19 protein-coding genes are annotated in these 18,718 nt (G+C 61.9%); 7 read left to right on the top strand and 12 right to left on the bottom strand.

Annotated features, from left to right (window positions below):
* Positions 1–392: 392 nt before the first annotated feature.
* Genes C0Z19_RS17640 through C0Z19_RS17650 form a run of 3 tightly spaced genes read right to left on the bottom strand, consistent with a single transcriptional unit; the run spans position 393 to position 3,604 of the window.
* Positions 393–1,709 carry a dicarboxylate/amino acid:cation symporter gene (locus C0Z19_RS17640; protein WP_102611129.1) on the bottom strand — a complete coding sequence of 439 codons (1,317 nt, stop codon included), beginning with the start codon at positions 1,707–1,709 and terminating at the stop codon, positions 393–395.
* Between the two features lie 45 nt (positions 1,710–1,754).
* A complete protein-coding gene (locus C0Z19_RS17645) occupies positions 1,755–2,669 on the bottom strand; it encodes an ornithine cyclodeaminase family protein (RefSeq protein WP_102611130.1) in 915 nt (304 codons plus the stop codon).
* On the bottom strand, positions 2,666–3,604 hold the full coding sequence (locus C0Z19_RS17650; protein ID WP_102611232.1) for a PhzF family phenazine biosynthesis protein: 939 nt from the start codon (positions 3,602–3,604) through the stop codon (positions 2,666–2,668). The genes C0Z19_RS17645 and C0Z19_RS17650 overlap by 4 nt, the downstream gene beginning before the upstream one ends.
* 293 nt (positions 3,605–3,897) lie before the next feature.
* Here C0Z19_RS17650 and C0Z19_RS17655 point away from each other — a divergent pair, with 293 nt between their 5' ends.
* The 5 genes from C0Z19_RS17655 to eutC all read left to right on the top strand — a co-directional run bounded on the left by C0Z19_RS17655 (position 3,898) and on the right by eutC (position 8,276).
* The gene (locus C0Z19_RS17655) at positions 3,898–4,722 is read left to right on the top strand and encodes a helix-turn-helix domain-containing protein (RefSeq protein ID WP_102611131.1); all 825 of its coding nucleotides are present in this window, start codon (positions 3,898–3,900) and stop codon (positions 4,720–4,722) included.
* 181 nt (positions 4,723–4,903) lie between these two features.
* A complete protein-coding gene (locus C0Z19_RS28260) occupies positions 4,904–5,062 on the top strand; it encodes a hypothetical protein (protein WP_158243003.1) in 159 nt (52 codons plus the stop codon).
* A 248-nt stretch (positions 5,063–5,310) separates the two neighbouring features.
* Positions 5,311–5,667 carry a hypothetical protein gene (locus C0Z19_RS28740; protein ID WP_233196186.1) on the top strand — a complete coding sequence of 119 codons (357 nt, stop codon included), beginning with the start codon at positions 5,311–5,313 and terminating at the stop codon, positions 5,665–5,667.
* A 387-nt stretch (positions 5,668–6,054) separates the two neighbouring features.
* Positions 6,055–7,434, top strand: coding sequence for an ethanolamine ammonia-lyase subunit EutB (locus C0Z19_RS17675; RefSeq protein WP_102611132.1), 1,380 nt, complete (start codon positions 6,055–6,057; stop codon positions 7,432–7,434).
* A 38-nt stretch (positions 7,435–7,472) separates the two neighbouring features.
* Positions 7,473–8,276, top strand: a complete 804-nt coding sequence (gene eutC, locus C0Z19_RS17680) for an ethanolamine ammonia-lyase subunit EutC (protein WP_102611233.1) — start codon at positions 7,473–7,475, stop codon at positions 8,274–8,276.
* A gap of 171 nt (positions 8,277–8,447) precedes the next feature.
* On the opposite strand, the gene C0Z19_RS17685 is transcribed toward eutC, so the two are convergent.
* From C0Z19_RS17685 to C0Z19_RS17720, 8 genes are all read right to left on the bottom strand, one after another.
* The gene (locus C0Z19_RS17685; protein ID WP_102611133.1) at positions 8,448–10,214 is read right to left on the bottom strand and encodes a methyl-accepting chemotaxis protein; all 1,767 of its coding nucleotides are present in this window, start codon (positions 10,212–10,214) and stop codon (positions 8,448–8,450) included.
* Between the two features lie 278 nt (positions 10,215–10,492).
* Entirely contained in the window at positions 10,493–11,188 is a 696-nt protein-coding gene (locus C0Z19_RS17690) for an OmpA/MotB family protein (RefSeq protein ID WP_102611134.1), read from the bottom strand.
* 88 nt (positions 11,189–11,276) lie between these two features.
* Positions 11,277–12,041, bottom strand: a complete 765-nt coding sequence (locus C0Z19_RS17695; RefSeq protein WP_102611135.1) for a flagellar motor protein — start codon at positions 12,039–12,041, stop codon at positions 11,277–11,279.
* Positions 12,042–12,143: 102 nt separating this feature from the next.
* Positions 12,144–13,376 carry a Crp/Fnr family transcriptional regulator gene (locus tag C0Z19_RS17700; protein ID WP_102611136.1) on the bottom strand — a complete coding sequence of 411 codons (1,233 nt, stop codon included), beginning with the start codon at positions 13,374–13,376 and terminating at the stop codon, positions 12,144–12,146.
* Positions 13,377–13,600: 224 nt separating this feature from the next.
* Complete coding sequence (locus C0Z19_RS17705; protein ID WP_102611137.1) at positions 13,601–14,125, bottom strand: DUF6496 domain-containing protein; 525 nt, start codon at positions 14,123–14,125, stop codon at positions 13,601–13,603.
* Positions 14,126–14,277: 152 nt separating this feature from the next.
* Positions 14,278–14,673 carry a 2-oxoglutarate dehydrogenase gene (locus C0Z19_RS17710; protein ID WP_102611138.1) on the bottom strand — a complete coding sequence of 132 codons (396 nt, stop codon included), beginning with the start codon at positions 14,671–14,673 and terminating at the stop codon, positions 14,278–14,280.
* Between the two features lie 47 nt (positions 14,674–14,720).
* Entirely contained in the window at positions 14,721–16,556 is a 1,836-nt protein-coding gene (locus C0Z19_RS17715) for a S10 family serine carboxypeptidase-like protein (RefSeq protein WP_102611139.1), read from the bottom strand.
* Between the two features lie 522 nt (positions 16,557–17,078).
* Positions 17,079–17,402, bottom strand: coding sequence for a thioredoxin family protein (locus tag C0Z19_RS17720; protein WP_102611234.1), 324 nt, complete (start codon positions 17,400–17,402; stop codon positions 17,079–17,081).
* A 270-nt stretch (positions 17,403–17,672) separates the two neighbouring features.
* Between C0Z19_RS17720 and C0Z19_RS17725 the strand changes: the two genes are divergently transcribed.
* Entirely contained in the window at positions 17,673–18,152 is a 480-nt protein-coding gene (locus tag C0Z19_RS17725; protein ID WP_102611140.1) for a BON domain-containing protein, read from the top strand.
* Positions 18,149–18,301, top strand: a complete 153-nt coding sequence (locus C0Z19_RS28265; RefSeq protein ID WP_158243004.1) for a hypothetical protein — start codon at positions 18,149–18,151, stop codon at positions 18,299–18,301. Before C0Z19_RS17725 ends, C0Z19_RS28265 begins: the two co-directional genes overlap by 4 nt.
* Before the next feature lie 129 nt (positions 18,302–18,430).
* Here the strand turns inward: C0Z19_RS28265 and C0Z19_RS17730 are convergent, their stop codons facing one another.
* Entirely contained in the window at positions 18,431–18,649 is a 219-nt protein-coding gene (locus tag C0Z19_RS17730; RefSeq protein ID WP_146012091.1) for a hypothetical protein, read from the bottom strand.
* Positions 18,650–18,718: the final 69 nt, after the last annotated feature.

Here is an 18,718-nt window from a genome sequence, read left to right on the forward strand (position 1 = left end):
GTCATGATTCGGCTCCTGTTGAAGAACGAGGCGGATTGCCTCATTCGCCAACATAAAGCCGCGTGACCGGCCTCTCCCTGACCTCCAGCGCCGGACCGTAGCCCCTACCGCGCGAGCGGTTTAGTCCGTCGACCCAAACCGGGCAGTCGTGCATCGCATTCGAGTGACGGCTCTCAGTGGTCCAGCGGCTGTTGACCGATGGAAGTATCGCGATCGTATTCGGACCCGAACCATGCCTGTGCGATAGAGGCCACTTCAAAGGCGCCCCTTACTCACCGCCCTCCCGCCGTACTCTCCTGACGCTTGCCTCTTTAGTCCGCGATATGGATTACATCATCGTGCTTGAGCGACAAGTCGCAATTTTTTGGAATCCTCGCAGCGCGATTTTCTTGTCACACGTTCGCGACGTCCGCTTCCTCCTCTGAACGGAATCCATCGCCGTGGTGTCTGCTGGTATTGCCAACACGAATACCTTCGGTCGACGACCGTGCAAGCACGCCTTCCCATTTCGCGACCGCCGCCGAAGCGACAGCATTGCCCAGCACGTTGGTTGCCGTGCGTCCCATGTCGAGAAAATGATCGACGCCCATGATCAGTAGCAGCCCGCCCTCGGGGATATTGAACTGGCTCAGCGTCGCAGCGATCACGACCAGTGATGCACGCGGCACTGCAGCCATGCCTTTGCTCGTCAGCATGAGAATCGCGAGCATCGAGACCTGCTGCACGAATGACAGATGAATGCCATAGGCCTGCGCGATGAAAAGTGTTGCGAACGTGCAGTACATCATCGTGCCATCCAGATTGAACGAATAGCCGATGGGCAACACGAAGCTCGCGATCCGTCTCGGAACCCCGAAACGCTGAAGTTGCTCTAGCGTCTTCGGGTACACGGACTCGCTGCTCGCGGTGCTGAAACCGATCAGCATCGGCACGCGCATGAAACGCACCAGCGCGAACACCCTGCGCCCGAGCAGCGCGCCGCCCGCCAATATCAGCAGAAGCCATAGCGCGATCAGACTTGCGTAGAACTCGCCCATGAAGCGGCCATAAGTGACGAGCACCGATACACCACGGGTCGTCACGACATTCGCGATCGCGCCGAACACCGCAAACGGTGCGAGCGCCATCACGTAACCCGTCACTTTCAGCATGACTTGTGAAACCTGATCGAGCAGACGCACGACGAGTTGCGCCTTCTCGCCGAGCGTTGTGAGTCCGACGCTGAAGAATGCCGCGAATACCACGATCTGCAGGATTTCGTTGCTTGCCATCGCCCCGACAATACTGCTCGGCACGAGATGCACAACGAATTCCTTCAGCGACAATGCATTCGCATTCAACCCGGACGATGCGCTCGCCGCTGGCAAAGGCAGGCCGAGCGCGCTACCCGGGTGAAGCCAGTTGGCGATCAGCGCGCCAAACATGAGCGAGATGAACGATGCGACGAGAAACCATCCCAGCGTTCTGAGTCCAATGCGGCCGACAGCGTGAACATCGCCGATTCTGGTTACGCCGATCACGAGCGTGCAGAACACCAGCGGCGCAATGATCATCTTGATGAGCCGCAAAAACAGCTCAGCGAACAGCGAGAAATAGCCGGCGACCTGAGTGGCGGCGTTGGCGCTCGGCAGCGTCGCGTGACAGGCGACGCCCGTTGCGATGCCGAGCAGCATCCCTGCAAGAATGCGCGCAGTAAGAGGGAATTTCATGGGTGACTCCAATCTGTCGGTGGCGAAGGACATTGACGAGATGTTTTAGGAAGGGAGGCGCGTGTAAGCCAGATAAGCGACGGCCGCGTCCTGTAGCGCGATTCCGACCGCCTTGTAGATCACGATGTCGGTGGCGTCCGCGACGCGATATTCATCGGCGCTAATGACCGACGACAGATCCTCCATCGGCCGGCTCTCGATCAACGCTCGCGGCGGGCGCAGCAGATCGCCCGTTTCGAACGGCGTCTGCTGCGTCCAGTCGACGACAATGCGCGACGCCGCGAGCAACGATGTATCGTCGATCTCACGCTGGTCTGGACGCGTCGCGCCGATACTCACGACGAATGCTCCCGGCCGAAGCCATTCGCCGCGTATTACCGGTTCGGAGGCGCGTGTTGCAAGCACGACGATGTCGGCGTTGGCGGCCTCATCCGCATCGACAACCCGGGCGTCGAGGTCGAACCGCCGCTCGAGGCTGTCGGCGAGAAGATGCGCGGTTGCGGCGTCGTGACTGTGAATCATCACTTCGCGCAATCCGGTTCGGTCGGCGAAGGCCTCGGCATGAGCCCGTGCCTGCACACCGCTGCCGAACAGCCCCAAACGGCGGCTGCCCGGACGCGCCAGGTATCGCGCCGCAAGCGCGGTGGTCGCGGCCGTGCGAATACCCGTGATTGCATCGCCTTCAAGCAACGCGACGAGCGCACCATCGGCTAGCGAAAACAACGCGATGTAAAAGCGGAACCGGCCATTGATCGTCGTGTACATTTTTGTCGCCGCGATCTGCGCGGAGCCCAGAATCGCACTCATTGCGCTGAACTTCACGTCGGATAATCCAATGCGTGCGCGCGGCTGAATCGCGGCTGCGCCGCGCTGCAGATCGAGATAGGCTGCCCGGACTGCGTCCGAAGCCGAGCGCACGTCGAGTTGTGCTGCGATCTGTTCGTTGGTGAAGATCTTCATTGCACCGGCTCCAGCGTCGTGCTTTCCACCGCGCCACTGATCCAGCAGCCCGCGTCGGGGTCGTTTAGGTCTCGCATTTCGACCTCGATTCGGGACGGCTTCCCCATCGCATAGCCTTGATGCACGGTCATGCCCGATGCACCATCTGCGAGCAATCTGTAGTGCAACGCGCCGTACAGCGTCGCGGCAGCGGCAATGCCCGTCGCGGCATCCTCTGGATAGCCGGACGAGCGCGGAAACTGCCGCGCATGCACATCGAGCGGACAAATGCCTTCGACTGCAAATGGATACAGTCCTGTCGAACCGAGCGCGTCACACAACGGCTGCACATCGTCGAACGAAGGCGTCAGTGCATGAAGGCTCTGCAGCGAGCGAAGCGGTATCAGCGTCTTCGTCCGGCTCGTCGTCGCGTTGACGATACCGAGCGAATCCAGATCGTCGGCGTCGATGTGCAGCACGTCGCATATCGCGGCGTGCAGCCATTCGTCTTCGACCGGTTGCACGATGCCCTTGGGCTGACTCACTTCGATGAATTGCGTGCTTTCGTTGAAACGGGCGTCGACAATGCCGCTCAACGTTTCGAGCGTCGCGACGCGGGACGTCCAGCGGCCGAGCCTGCGCAGAACCCACAACGCGCCGAGCGTCGCATGACCGCACATCTCCATCTCGTGCTGGGGGACGAAGAAGCGCAGACGATAGGTGTTGGCCGCATCGCGCGGCGCACAGACGAATGCGCTCTCGTGGCCGTAGCTCGCGGCGATGGCCTTCATCTCCTCGGCGGACATTGCATCGGCATCTAGTGCAACGGGCGCGGGATTGCCGCCGCATGGTCCCTCAGGAAAGACGCGCACAAAATGCAGGTCCCCACGAGTTCGCAACGCGGTTGGCACAGTAAGGGAATGAGGCAATGACGATGGGGCTCTTGCAACAGGCATGAACGGGCTCCGGTGTGGAAGTGCGGCCAGCATGCCGAAGCAAAAACGAGCTTTCGCCGCCTGTCGGGCCACCGCAATCACACAATCGGGCCAATCGCCGTTTTGGCCCAACACACGGGTGTCCGCGCGCATCCGTGTTTTCCCTGGGAACCGGGCCTTATGCCTCGTTTCTCGTGCCGTACCACACGGAGATTTGAGGCGCTATACTGCGCTTTCCATCGACGCGTCCGCCTGCACATCGCCGCTGCGGCTGGCAGAAGCGCATCGTTTATGGCGAACCTGAGGTTGATTTCGTGAAGCACTATCCGACCGCACATACCCATCTGTCAGGAGATCGCGTCGCCGATGTCCGGCAGGTCTCGGTCGGCGATTACCGCACGCAATCGCACGAGCATGACGAGTACATGTTTTTGCTACCGCGCACGGGCCAACTGATCCTCAACGTCGAATCGAATGCCGCACCGTTGCGTGTGGCGCCGATGTCGTTCGTCGTGGTGCCGCCGCGGCGCCTGCACGACACGCACAGCTACCGTGCGCAGCAGGAGCACGTTGCCGTCTATGTGGCGACCGATTTCGTCGCGTACTGCGAGCGCAAGGCGCAGAGAAGGCTCTCTTGCGCGCGAATATCGATCTGGTCCGCGCCATTACCGCTGCTCAATGCAGTCCGCCTCGCCACCGAAACGTGTGCTCGCGGTGGCGGGGAACTCGCTGCCTATCGCAAGGATCTGACGGCAAGGATGGTGGCCGCCACGTGCGTCGAGGCGGGATTGACCCCGGAACATGTGCCGTTGACGGCCCTTGACGCGCGCCGCGAACTCGTGAAAGAAATCCAGACGTTTCTCGATTCGACACTCGATCAATCCGTCAGCCTCGATCGCATCGCTTATGAATTCGGCCTTTCGCGACGCACGTTAACGCGAATGTTTCGCGACGTCACGGGCAAATCCATCGTCGACTATCAATCGATGCAACGTGTGCGCCACGCGTCGCTTCTGTTGCAAACACCCGGGGTGACGGTCGTTATGGCCGCGGCAGTCGTCGGGCTCGATTCGCCGTCGTATCTCGCCCGGCTGTTCCGGAAGTACGGACAGGCTCTGCCGCGATCCTTCAAGGTGTGACCTCGAACACGCACAGCCGGTGGAAGTCCTGGCGGAGCAGGCGCTGACTAAATTTACCCATCCAGGCAAGCGGAACGGTACAACTCCGGCAGGACGACCCAACTCCCGGTGGAAGTAGTGATCAACACAGGGAGACGTCGCATCGGTCGGAAACCAGGTTTCGGCAAAAACACCGTTCAATATGAAAACAATCTCAAGTGAGCAGAAAGAGCTTATCGATGCGCTGGTGGCAGCGGGGCTTGCCGGAAACCTCTCTGCGGCAGTCCTTGAGAAAGATGTTCACCTCACTGCGGCTGCAGAATCCGAAGAGAAGACGCGCCAGGAAATCAGGATGTACTGATGCCGCTGATTTACGGGCCGATAAAGCCGACGTTTGTTGAAGCGTTCAGCGTGTTCAAGCCTGCAGCATTGGCATTTTCTGGGTACGCTTTGACGGGCAACTCAGGACCGCCCTGATGGGAACGCGATACCGGTTCCTTTACCCGTTTCCGTCTCACTGACGAGCGCCACTCGCCTTTTCCCAGGTTGACCTGCGGCCATTCGGCCTGCCGCAGATCGCCGGGGCGCACCAATAATATCGGCGCGAGTTTGAGCGCGCAAATCACAGGGAAGGCGCACGAGAACCTGCCGGACAAGCGCCGCAGCGCCCCGGATGCAGCCACAAATACCACCGCGTACCACTGGCTGCCGAAGGACCAAGTCGGTCTGAAAAGAAACAAAAAACCCCGCAAGACCGTGATCTGGCGGGGTTCTTCGGAACACATCGGCACAAGCCGAAACATATCCATGGTGCCCGGGACCGGACTCGAACCGGCAAGCCGTAAGGCGGCGGATTTTCGTCACACTGCATCTTTCGATGCCGGCGATGCGAACATCGCCGTTCGTGCGCTGGACTATGCCTTCGCCGTCGCATCGCACACGTGGCACTCGTGCGCGACGCATTAGGCGCCCCCCGTCTAGTCTCTACACCTTCCGCGAAACGGACCACGATTCAGGCCGCGTTTTCGGGCTTGGCTCGGCGTTGCCTCGGCGCACTTGATGTCGTCTTGCTTGCGCAAGCGCAGGCGCCAGGGGGTTCACCGAATTTGAAGGGTTCTGCACCGACCGTTTCCAGCCGGGCACTCAATTGCTTAAGTCCGCTATGTTTACCAATTTCATCACCCGGGCAGGGCGGACGCGATTCTACCACTGGTCGCGCTCCACCATCGCGCGCTATACCATCGCCCGCCGAGGCTGCCCTGCATCCATTCGCATAGTGCGGACGAGCCGGCGGACAGTCCGCAGCAACGGCGTATAGTTGCCTTTCCACGATCCGCGAGCGAGGTCGACGGCATGAATTTTCGTGAAACCATCGGCGCACGCAGCTATCGCTTCGACAGTCTTGCCACGCTGCTCGCCAAAGCAAGCCCACTCCGTTCCGGCGACGAACTGGCCGGGCTCGCCGCCGACACCGAAGAAGAACGCGCGGCGGCGAAGATGGCGCTGGCCGCCGTGCCGCTGCGAACGTTCCTCGATGAGGCCGTCATCCCATACGAAGAGGACGAGGTGACGCGGCTCATCATCGACGACCATTGCGCCGACGCCTTCGCGCCGATCGCGCATCTGACCGTTGGCGAACTTCGCGAATGGATGCTGGCCGATGCCACCGACAGTCAGGCACTCGCTCGCGTAGCGCCAGGGCTGACGCCGGAGATGGTTGCCGCGGTGTCCAAACTCATGCGCAATCAAGACCTGATCCTCGCCGCGCGCAAGCGCCCGGTCGTCACGCGCTTTCGCAATACCGTGGGTCTGCCCGGCCATCTCTCCGTGCGTCTGCAGCCCAATCATCCGACCGACGATGTGAAAGGCATTGCGGCAGCGATGATCGACGGTCTCATGTACGGCTGCGGCGACGCGATGATCGGCATCAATCCGGCGTCCGATTCGCTTGCTGCGATCACGGCGCTGCTGACGATGACCGATGAATTCCGCCGCGCGTACGACGTGCCCACGCAGACCTGCGTCCTGACGCACGTGACCAATACGATCGCGGCAATCGAAGCCGGCGCGCCCGTCGATTTGATCTTTCAGTCGATCGCAGGCACGGAAAAAGCGAATGCCGGATTCGGCATTTCGATTTCGCTGTTGAAAGAAGCGTATGACGCCGGCCTCTCGCTGAACCGGGGCACGGTCGGCAACAATCTGATGTACTTCGAAACAGGACAAGGCAGCGCGCTCTCGGCCAATGCGCATCACGGCGTCGATCAACAGACTTGCGAAGCCAGAGCGTATGCCGTTGCCCGTAAATTCAATCCGTTCCTCACGAACACGGTCGTCGGCTTTATCGGCCCCGAGTATCTTTACGACGGCAAGCAAATCATCCGCGCCGGGCTGGAAGACCATTTCTGCGGCAAGCTCCTCGGCGTGCCGATGGGCTGCGATATCTGTTACACGAACCACGCTCAAGCCGATCAGGACGATATGGATACGCTGCTGACGTTGCTCGGCGCGGCCCACGTCAATTTCATCATGGGCGTTCCGGGCGCGGACGACATCATGCTCAACTATCAGAGCACATCGTTTCACGATGCGCTTTACGTACGCCAGTTGCTCGATTTGAAGCGTGCGCCGGAATTCGAAGCGTGGCTCGCATCGATGCGCATTACGAATCCTGCCGGGCGCCTTCAGGAGTCACCGCGGCATCCGCTGCTCCTCGATTGGATTGCACCTTGAAAGAAGACATCAAAGAAACCGAGAGAGACGCGTCGGGTGTGCGAACGCCGACGGTCGCCGAAAACCCGTGGGCCGCATTGCGCCAATTCACCCATGCGCGCATTGCGCTCGGTCGTACAGGCGCAAGCCTGCCCACGGCCCCGCTGCTCGCCTTCACATTGGCTCACGCGCAGGCACGTGATGCCGTTCATGCGCGGCTCGATACGCACGCGCTCCGGAGCGAACTCGAGCGCAGAGCGCTCGATTCGATCGAGGTGCGCAGCGGGGCGCGAGACCGCGCGCAATATCTGCGTCGGCCCGATCTCGGCCGAATACTCGACGCCGACAGTGCAGCTCTTTTGGGGCAGCACGCCGCGTCGGCTCAAGCGCGGCCCGAGCTCGTCTTCGTCATCGCCGATGGGCTTTCGTCAAAAGCGGCCGAGCTGCATGCGCTTCCTTTGCTCGACCGCACGATCGCGCGCTTGAATGACTGGCGTGTCGGCTCGATCGTCGTCGCCACGCAAGCTCGCGTCGCGATCGGCGACCCCATCGGCGAGCTCATGCATGCCGATATCGTGGCCGTGTTGATCGGCGAACGGCCCGGCCTCAGTTCGCCGGCAAGCCTCGGCGTTTACCTGACGTATGGGCCACGCGTCGGACGCAGCGATGCCGAGCGCAACTGCATCTCCAACGTGCGTCCCGAAGGCCTCAGTTATGACGCCGCTGCATTCAAGCTTGTGCATCTGCTCGAAGCTGCGCGTACGCGCCGGCTCACCGGTATCGGCTTGAAAGACGATAGCGTTTGGAACGGCGGCTTGCCGCCGGCGGATACGACGACACCCTATAAGGTCACCGACGGCTGAGCCCTACTGCACCCACACTCGCCCGTGCCGCTTGCACCAATCGCCGAACGCGACGAGCACGACAACGCGACACCTCCAAGAACCGCACGCAGGGCACCAGGACCTCAGCAGGCGATCTGTCAATGAGCGCCTCAGTTTCCAGGCGCTCGTCGCGGCCTCGATGTGCTTGCTTCAGAAAGTTTGCCAAGTGGCGTCGGACGCTCCGCTAACTGCAGGCATCGGCGCACCCGTTTTGCGCAGATCGAGCGCAGGCGCTGTTCTGGCGGGCCTCACCACTGCGGGCCGCGACGGTTTGCCCGGCCGCGGGGCGCTCGCGCGCCTCGCCGCACCCGTCGCCACGGGACGCGTCGTCGGCGTGACGCGGGCCGCTTCGCCAAGCTGGAAGAACGCGATCGACTCATTCAACAGGCGACCTTGGTCTTCGAGCGACTTCGACGCCGCAGCGGCTTCTTCGACCAACGCAGCATTCTGTTGCGTGACTTCATCCATTTGCGTGATCGCATGGTTGACTTGCTCGATGCCTCGGCTTTGCTCGTTCGAAGCAGCCGCGATCTCGCCCATGATGTCAGTCACGCGTGCCACCGCTTGCGTCACTTCGGCCATCGTCTCACCCGCCGTGCCCGCGAGCGCGGAGCCGTCGTGGATCTTCTGCACGGAAGCGCCGATCAACTCCTTGATCTCTTTTGCCGCGCTCGACGAGCGTTGCGCCAGCGAACGCACCTCGCTCGCGACAACCGCAAAGCCGCGCCCTTGTTCGCCGGCGCGAGCGGCTTCGACCGCCGCGTTTAACGCAAGGATGTTCGTTTGAAAAGCGATGCCTTCGATAAGTCCAGTGATATCGGCGATCTTCGACGAGCTCTCACTGATTTCGGTCATCGTCGTCACGACCTGGCCGACGACGTTGCTGCCCTTGGCCGCCACATCCGACGCGTTGGCCGCCAGTGCGCTGGCCTGTTGCGCGTTTTCGGCGTTCTGCTTCACGGTGGACGTCAATTCCTCCATGCTCGATGCAGTTTCCTCGAGCGATGCCGCTTGCTCTTCCGTTCTCGACGAAAGGTCCACGTTGCCCGCTGCGATCTGGCTCGAACCGGTCGCAATGTTGTCGGCCGTGGCGCGCACCTGCCCGATCAACTTCACGAGGCCGGTCTGCATCGCCGACATCGATACCAGCACGCTGCCTCGCGGCGCTTGCTCTGCACCGGGCACGGGGCTCAGATCGCCGTCCGCGATGCGTCGGGTGATATCCGACAGCTCGGCCGGCTCGGCGCCCAGCGCTCGCGTAATACCGCGCGTAATGGTCCATGCGGCAAGAATCGCCGCTATGACGCTGGCTACGCAAATGCCGAGCAGCAACGCACGTTGACGCTGATAGGACTCCCCGGTCACTTCGACTTTGTGCTGCGCACGCGACTCCGTGTACCTGGCGAATTCATCACTCGCCTTGACGAGTTCGGCGAGCAGCGGCCGACATTTCTCGTCGATCTTCGTCACTGCTTCATCGTGCCTGCCGTTGAGCGCATCGTTCTCGATGTCGGCCGCCACAGGACGATACAGACGCTCTATACGATTTATTTCGGCGATCAGCGCCCTGGCTTTTTCCGTCGTATCGACCCCGGATGTCGCAAGCTCGTTGAGCTTTTTGAGCGATGACTGCACGTCACTGTCGGCACGTTGCACCGCGGCTTTCTCCGCCTCCACGTCTGCCGGCTTCGTCACGAGCACCAGATTGCGCGCGGCAATCGCGCGCCGATCGACCGCTGTTCGCACTTCGGCGGCCCTGCGTGCTCGCGCATCGACGCCATTCACGTATGTCGAAAAGCTGTCATTGATATCGTTCAGCGCATACAGCGCGAGCCCGGAAACAAGCATAACCAGCGTCGCGAAAACGCCAAAGCCGAGCGAAAGCTTTGCCTTGACCGTCATTTGATTGAAACTCATAAGAAGACTCCTTTACGCGAGACGCGAGCGGGGCGACGCGACTGCCGCGGCGCTACAAGTGCATATCGACGCCCCGGATCGATGATTGAAGACTGTTCTCTGGCTCCCAAACGTTTGCGTCAGGGATTCGGAGCAGTAGGACTTTCCCGATCAATCGGTGGAATCAAGTGAATGCGACATCGCCGCGCTGATGAGCGCCGAGGTACGCGGAACAGTCAAGCAAAAACGGCTTGAGCCGCGGTGAGGCCACCCGGCCACGATTGGCATGCCATCCGCGCTCAGTACTGAACGAGGATCGTCACACGACGATTGGCCGCGCGCGCGGCCACGTCGTCGCCCAGCACGAGCGGCACGTTATCGGCGCGGCCAACGGCCGCAAGCCGATGGGGCTCGATACCTTTATCGACAAAGAAGCGTACAACCGCACCTGCACGCGCAGCCGAGAGCTCCCAATTGGAGGCGTATTTGCCGTTTGAGATCGGCACGCTGTCGGTGTGTCCTTCGACCAGGATGTTCCTGCCCGTATGATCGGCAAGCACCCGTTCAACGCGATCGAGGACGTCGATCGAGTCGGGCAACAATCGCGCATCGCCCGAGTTGAACAGCACCTTGGCGTTGATCGCGATTTCGACGCCCTGCGTCGATTCGGTCACTGTAATCGCGTGCTCGTCGCTGAGCGGTTTGAGCAGCGCGACAAGCGTTGCGCGTGCGGCCTTGCGGGCGTCGGCCGCCGTGTTCGTCGCGGCCTGCACCCGTGCGCTGGCGGCCTGCGCTTCGAACTTCCTGGTCTGCAAATCGCGGTCTTTCGCGAGTTCCAGCACATAGAGCGCAAGAAAAAACACCATCAACGTCGTGATGAGATCAGCGTACGAGATCAGCCAGCGTTCGGCGTGCTCGTGCTCATGCTCATAATCGTGCGCGTCATGCCCGATCTCGCTCGCAGCCAGACGTTTTCCATCGGCGAGAGTACTCATTGGCGCTCGCTCCGTGCAAACAAGTGCGTCAGAAACATAGAAGGACCCGGCAGAAAGCGCGATATCGCCATGCGATGCCCGTCACCGCTCAAGCCAGCGACTCCGCCGCACGTTCGCGCACTTCGGCCGCGAGGCGCGTCTCGATCGTTTGCGGCGACTCCTTGCGGGAAATCGCGAGCAAGCCATCCATATAGAGCTTGCGGAAACGCAGTTCGCTGTCCACTTGCGCCTTGATCTTGCCGTACAGTGGCAGGAACACGAGGTTGGCGAGCGCGAGCCCGTACAACGTCGCCGTGAAAGCCGTGGCGATGCCGCTGCCCAGTTGCGCCGGTTCGAGCACGTGACCCGTGACATGGATCAGGCCGAGCACGGCGCCAAGAATGCCGAACGTCGGCGCGTAGCCGCCCGCCTGCTGCCAGATGCGCGCCGCTGCCATTCGGTTGCGCTCGTAAGCCGCGAGTTCACGGTGCAGCGCGTCCTCGATCACGGCCGTCGGCACGCCGTTGGCCAGCAGTTCCAACCCGCGCTTGGCGAATGCGCTGATGCCGGTGGCGTCGATCGATTCGAATGCGAGCATGCCGTTGAGCTTCGCCTGGTCGCCCCATTCGAGCAACATCGACAAGCTCTCCCGATCGACCTGACGCGCCTTCATGAACGCGAGATGCAGTTGCTTGATCCCGTCGAAGAAGCGCGCCCAGGTGTTTTGGATCATGACGGCGCTCAACGTACCGCCGAGCACGATCACGAACGCCTCGCCCTGCAGCAGCGTGCTGAAATGGCCGCCTTCGAGCCAAAAGCCCACGCCTATCGCGGCTGCGCCGAACAGCGCACCGATAACGGTCAGCAAATCCATGAGTACTCCTAATGATTCGGCTTGCCAGGCAAGCGTTGGCCGATGCCGGCCGATTGCCGCGCGCGGGCGTGCCCCCAGCGGCACGCCCGCGCTTCGATGGCGTTACGCTTCGCGGCTCATGGCAACCGGCGCATGGCCGCTTGCCGCTTTGACCGAGCGAATCGTTTCGACGAAGCGCTGCTCGATATCATCGACTTCGGCCTGATCGATCTTCAGATCGCGCCGCATGACCCACGACACTTCTTTCTTGCGCGCTTCGGTCATGACCGAGAACAGCTGATCGACGATCGTCTGATCGCCCGTCGAAGCGGCGAGTTTCGCGAGGTCGTAGGTATCGGTTGCGCTGACCGCTTCGAACAGCGTCCGGTGATCGACGAGGCCAAGGTCTTCGAGCGACTTGAACTCGCCGCCGCGCGCGCGCTTCGTGAAGTAGCTGACGCCCTTCTCTTCCACGTAGCGGAGCACCTTCGTCTTGCGGAACGCGAACAGGTCTTCGGCGATCTCGTCGTGCGAAAGCTTGTTGAGGATCATCTTGCGCTCGACGCCGATCAGCGCTTCGAGATCGGACAGTTCTATCAATTCGAGCTCGCTGTTGATAGCGATGTCGAGTTCCTGATCGGCCACCTGCTGAGCGCGCTCGGTGATGCGGGCCGGATCGAATGTGACAACCTGCCGGCTCGTCGCCGGGTCCTGTCCCGCACGCGTGTTGCCGCTGAGATGGTCGGCTCGGCCCGTCCCCAGCGAAACGAGGTTCAGGCGCTCCATGCGGCCGAGCATCGTCATCACGTGGGGTCGCGAGTGTCCCGCGATGGCGCGGCATTTCTTGATCACTTCGGGCAGCGGCACGGACACTTCATCGGATTGACCGCGACGCATGCGCGCATCCACCGAATCGCCGGCGTCTGCGCCGGCCATCAATGCGAGCACGTGGGCGTAAGAAACAATGCCGGGCAGAAAATCGGCATGCGTGTAGGTGGCAAGCAAATCGTCCTTCTTGCGGCTGCGTCGGATCGTCGTGCGCACGATATGCCGTAGCAACGGCGACGCGCGCTCGAGTTCCTCTTCAACCATGCTCACATGCACGACTGTCAGCTGGCAGAACGCGAGCGCCTTGGCCGTGTGAGCGCGCGGTTCGGCCTGCAGCAGCACCGCTTCGCCGAAGAATTCGCCCTTGCCGAGCGTGGCCAGCACGACCTTCTTATCGTCGCAACGGGTCGAGATTTCGACTTTGCCCTCGGTGATGACATAGAGGACCGGCTCTCCGGCAAAACCCTCCGCGTAGATGACTTCGCCCGGCGCCGCGGTACGCGTCCAGGACGATCGTTGCTGGTTCACAGTGCTTTCCCCGTTCAATTCTTTGTCGCCCTCGGTCCGCGTTACCCAACGAGCGAGGCGGTGGGCCGATTTTTCGGACGGCCCTTGCGTACGTTAACGTCCCGTCCCTTTCAATTCTTTAGGCTGCGCAAGGGCCTTGCATCGCTCTTTTGGATCAGGTAAACGCGCATCGACACCAGATGGGCACGCATGCAATCATCTGACGGTTCGCTGCCCGGCGCAGATCAGCGATGGCCATGCGCGCGAGCGGCACGGGTTCGCGCAGCCTTCTTTGCTGCAGCCGAGCGCGCAGCGGCGCCCTTCGTTTGCGCCGCTTTTTTCGCCGCCGCTGAACGGCTTGCGGCTGGTCGCTTCGCAGCTGCGGTCTTCGCCTGCTTCGACACGGCCGCGTGAGATGCGCCGCGCGTGCTTTCGCGTTTGAGCACCGACTCGGTCGTGCGCGAGCGCTTCGCTTTGCTCTCCGTGCTGGCGGAGCGGCCCGCCTTGCCCTGCCCCGCGGCGGCGTCTTTCTCGGCTTTCTTACGCGTGGCTTCGCTCGTCTGTCCCTTCTTCGGCGGTTTCAGATCGACTCCGGCGCGCCGCGCCTTCGATAGGCCGATTGCGATCGCCTGCTTCGTGGAGCGCACGCCGTGTTTGCCACTGCGCACGTGATCGATTTCTTCTTTGACGAATTCGCCGGCCTGCGTCGACGGGGCCTTGCCTGCCCGCTTGTCCGCACGGGCACGCGAGAGTGTTTTTCGTTCGGGCATGAGACGCCTCCATAAAACGAATGACGATGCCTTTCGTGACGCAACGTGTGTGCCCGCGACGCCCGCCCCAAACGAAAGCTGCCCGCACACCGGACAGGCATGCGGGCAGCGGGACACGCTTCTACGAGAGGCTGATAATGCGCCGTGATTGGCTATTGACGCTGACGTTGCTGCAGATACTGCCTGACGTCGCTCATCGTCACGCGGCCACTATGCGCCGTGTCGATTTCGTCGAAGTGTTTGGCGATGTATCCGAGACCGTTCGTTTGCGCCTGCGCCTTCGTGATCGCAGCGCCGTTGCTGAGCACCGTGTTCGCGCCAAGGCGTGCCTCCAGGCGTTGCTGCGCCTGCTGCTGCAGGTCGCTGCCCGTGCTCGGCATGACCGCGGCCGCCCGTGTGCGCGGAAAATAGGGGCCGTCCACGCCGCCGCCACGGTTGGGCAGGTTTGCGGGCGCGACCGCTTGCAGCGCAGCCGCATGGGCCGCGCCGGCTATCACGGTCAGTGCAATGAAGGGAGAAAGTCGTCGCAGCATATCGATGGGTGACATGATCCGCTCGCTATAGGAAATTAGCCGAAATTACGCGCTTTCGCCGGTTACTGCGCGGACGATTGCGCAGCCAGCGTCGCCGTGCCCGCGGGGTTCTCGTCGCCCCACGGCGGCGGCAACATCCAGAGCCCCAGTGCGCCGGGCGCCGGCTGCCCGGCATAGAAGTCGCGCAGGTCCGATTTCATCTTCGGACGTGCGCTGTCGTCGAGATAAGTCATGTGGCCGCCGGGATAGAACGTCACCTGCAGGTTCGGATTCAAGCCGGGCACCGTCTGCAAGCGCGCGAGTTGCTTTTCGGTGTTGAAGAACGGCGTCGCCAGATCGTGGTAGCCGTTCAACGCAAGCACCTTCAGCTGAGGATTGAGCTCGATGGCCGCCAACAGATCGGGGATCGTATCGGGCAGCGGCTGGCCGTCATGCGAGAAGTCCCATGCGTAGATGATCGCGTCGTTCAACGTCATGTAGGTGGCATTCGGCGCCGTGTAGCCCAGGTAGTTCGGCATCTGCTTAGCAAGCGCATTGGTAAACGGCTGCGAGATCAGAATGTCCGACGGGTCGCCGTCCGCCTGCAGACGCGGATCGGAATCGGGCAACGATACGCGCCCGTCATAGCGGCCGATCGTGGTGCCCGGCAGCAGTTCGCTATTGAACGGGTTGATATTGAAGTATCCGTTGAGCGCCTGGAACGACAACCCTGACGACCAAGTCCACGAAGCCAGCGTCGGCGCGCTCGGGAACACCGGGGTGCCCAGGAACGTCGGGACGCCCAATTGGCTCAGCACCCACGACTGCGCGTACTGCTTGAACTGCTGATAGTGCGTCGTCGCGAACAACTCCGATTGGAACGCGAACAAGGCCGGATCGACCTGCACCGGCAGCGCCGTTTGCTTGAAGTACGAGGCGACCGCCGCGTAGCCGGGGTAGTAGCCGCTCAGCGTATCGGTGTCGAGCTTGAGCGCATTCATGTCGATCGTATTGCCGCTCAGGATCGCGACGGCTTCAATGGCATCGGCGAAATAGTTCAGGATCGACGACTGCAGCATGATGCCCGTCAAATGCACGCCGGCCGATTCAAGCGAGAGCGCAAGCATGTCCGTGCGCGGTGTGCCGTACGATTCGCCGTACAGGTACAGCGGGGAATTCGTGCGATTGTTCTTCGCGATATAGCGCCGAATGAAGTCACGCATGACGGTGACATCGGCATCGCTGCCCCAGAACTTCTGGTTCGTGTTCGGCGCAATCGCTTCGGACAGCCCCGTACCCGGCGGATCGATGAAGACCATATCGGTCGTATCGATCAGACTCTCGGCGTTCTGCGCGAGTGGGAAGTTCGGCCAGTTCGTCATCAGCGGGTCGGGCGTGACCACGCGCGTCGGCGCAAACGAGCCGAGCCGAAGCCAAATCGACGAGGAGCCGGGGCCGCCGTTATAGAAGAACGTCACGGGCCGCGGTTTGCCGTTCTTGCTCGGCGCCGTGTAGGCGACGTACGACATCGTTGCTTCGGCATTGCCGCCGAGGTCGGATGCGGTCAAATGCCCCGTCGTCGTCGTGTAGTGCATGGCCTTGCCGCCCGCATTCCACACGTGATGCATGACGGCCGCGTTTTCGTTGACCTGTGTCGAATCGAGGCTATCGCCCGCGCTCGCCTTGTATGCAATGGAATCGCTGTAAGGTTGATCGGCCGCTGCCTGCTGCTGATTGGCAACCTCGGATTGCGCAGCCGCAACCTGCTGCGCGTTTGCGCTCGTCGCCATCGACGAACCGCTGTCGTCGCCGCCGCATCCGGCAAGCACAAGCGCCGCCGCCGCGATGGCGGTGAGCCAGAGCCCGCCGCCGTAGCGACGCTCGAGGCCCGGGGTACCACTCCTATCTCGCTTCTTCATTTTTGTCCTTGGTAGTTGAGTTGCCGTTTCTCGATGACCGCCCGCCGCCACACGCCTTTTTTTCAGCGCGTAATACGCGACGACGGTCGACATTCAGCCCTCTTTTCGATTACGACCAAGAGCCTGCTATCGAACCGCACAAATGACTACTGAGTGACGCGAAACGTCTGTGGAGCGATTTACTGAATTTCGGATGACATTGCAGATATGCCGTAGAGGGCGGCGTTAGAAAATTATGCGCGTTCCAAATCAATGTCAAGACGCAGCGCGGCTAAGCCCTTTCGCGCGTTTCCGCCGACGTCGGCCGCACTACGAAACGCCGTCGGAACTGGTTTATTTGCGATTTATTTGCGAACGAATACGTTTTTTTAGAAAGCAGTAAGCCGATCGTCAATAAAGATATAAAGGTCTTTCTGGTTTATTTTTGGCGATCTGCCGTCCATAGTTTCCAGACAAAATGTTGCGCAAAAGGACAAACGATCGGAATTGGCGGCACGAAGATTGCGACGAGCTCCCATATCGTCAGCGCAGCGCCGCCACGCCTTCATCCACGGCGCCGGCATCCATGGGTCGCACCACTCGCGCGACTTCCACGCCGTCGCGCAGAAAGATCAACGTCGGCCAAAGCTTGACCTTGAACGAGCGCCCCAGGGGACGCCCCGGGCCATCTTCGATTTTGATGTGGCGCAACCCGGGCGCACGGGCGAGCGCCTCTGCGATCGCGGGCTGCGCGCCCTGGCAATAACCGCACCAATCAGTGCCGAATTCGAGTACGGTCGCGCCCGTCAGCGCTTCCACTTCGGCGCGGGTAGGCGCCGTCTTCGCATAGCTGTTCTCTGCCGTCATCGCTTGTCCACCTGGTTTTGCAATGCATTGCAACACGTTGCGCGCATCCGCGGGCTGCTCGCCCTGCGCTTCGCCTGCGCGTTTGACGCAAGTCGAGCAGGCATTGTGCCGCGTCCTGGGGCTGCCGTGCATTCATCAGATGGGGCCGCGCATAAGGGCCACGCGGGCGCTCACAGAGCCGATTGCGAGGCGCGGCACGCGCGATGCTGCTTGGTGGAGACGTTCTCGTGCTGCTTCCCGCGGCAAGGGACGATCTCCGGGAGTCCTCGCATGAAGCGCTTTTTCCACAGCGTCGCCTCGCTCGCAGCGGGTGCGGTCGCCATGTATTACCTCGACCCCGCGATGGGCCACCGGCGCCGCGCCGTGCTGCGCGACAAGCTTCGCTCCGGGCAACGCAATGCGGCGCGGGTCGCGCGTTCGCAAGCCAAGCGTGCAGCCGATAAGGCACGCGGTGCCATCAGAGAAATGAGCGCGGTCGGCAACGGGCATGCGCCGGTTACCGACGAGCAATTGGCCGAGCGTGTTCGCTCGCAACTGGGCAGGCTGTCGACGCGGCCAGGCGCCATCCACGTATCCGCCCAGGCAGGCCATGTCTGCCTGCACGGCCACGTCCTGGCGGCGGAGCATACGCCGCTCGTGCAAACGATCAGCGCGATGAACGGCGTGCAAGACGTCGACGATCAGCTCCTCGTGCAAGATCGTCCGGGCAACATTCCCGAATTGCCGGGCGAGGAGCACAGACCACTATGAGCGCCTATCCGGTTTATGCTTCCGACCCACCGATTCCCGACCAGCCGACGATCCCCGATGCTCCGAGCCCGGGCACCCCGGGCGACGTGCCCGACGTCGGCATACCGGAACCGGAGCCCGATCAGCAGCCGGGCAAGATGGGAGACTGAGCGGGCGGCCGATGAAACGCGACGGCCGGGGCGCGCGGTTCGATTGCGTGCATCGGCTTGTCACGCATTCGGTGACGGCGTCCCCGGGGGCATCAACGTGCCGCTGCCGAGGTGCCCTCGCCCGACTGCTCATTGCCAGTAGCTGGCGGCGCGCGGGAAAACGAGGGTCAGCACCAGGCTGAGGAATCCCCACGCGAACAAGCACGCCCCGACGATCGCCGCCACGGCGATGCACGATGTCCGCCACCCTGCAAGCCACGGCCGCCATTGCGGTACGCGCGCCCGCAATTGACGCAACGACGCAGCCCACGCTTCATGTGTCGAGAGTTTGCGCAATGTGTCGGTCATGTGCACCTCGTTGCAATGAGTGCCGTGACAATTATTTCTCACGATTTTTGCCGAATTCAAGGCGTGTGC

The sequence above is a fragment of the Trinickia soli genome (genome assembly GCF_002879855.1).
Taxonomy (GTDB): domain Bacteria; phylum Pseudomonadota; class Gammaproteobacteria; order Burkholderiales; family Burkholderiaceae; genus Trinickia; species Trinickia soli.